Source organism: Magnetococcus sp. PR-3, assembly GCF_036689865.1.
GTDB lineage: Bacteria > Pseudomonadota > Magnetococcia > Magnetococcales > Magnetococcaceae > Magnetococcus.
Genome location: NZ_JBAHUQ010000123.1, coordinates 1 through 209, shown reverse-complemented (window position 1 = coordinate 209; position 209 = coordinate 1). Strand labels below are relative to the sequence as shown.

General features: G+C 53.6%; 1 protein-coding gene. It reads right to left on the bottom strand.

The features are described 5' to 3' along the window. On the bottom strand, window positions 1-201 hold a 201-nt coding region (locus V5T57_RS20800; RefSeq protein ID WP_332893188.1), incomplete at its 3' end, for a hypothetical protein. Window positions 202-209 lie beyond the last annotated feature (8 nt).

Sequence of the window (209 nt, the reverse complement as noted above, 5' to 3'; positions counted from 1 at the left end):
ATCATTGCCACATCCAGCGACCATAGGCCAAAAAAAGGGGGTTCTCAATGGCATCCCCTTTAATCCTTGCTCCGTCAGGATCGGCTCTTCAGCCACCTCTTCATACCCCACTTCCACACCACTTGGCACAGAATCTTTGGTAGCGCCTTTGGACGCCTCTTCAGACTCCATCCCCATCACCAAGGGAGTGCTCGATTTCACCCCCTTGG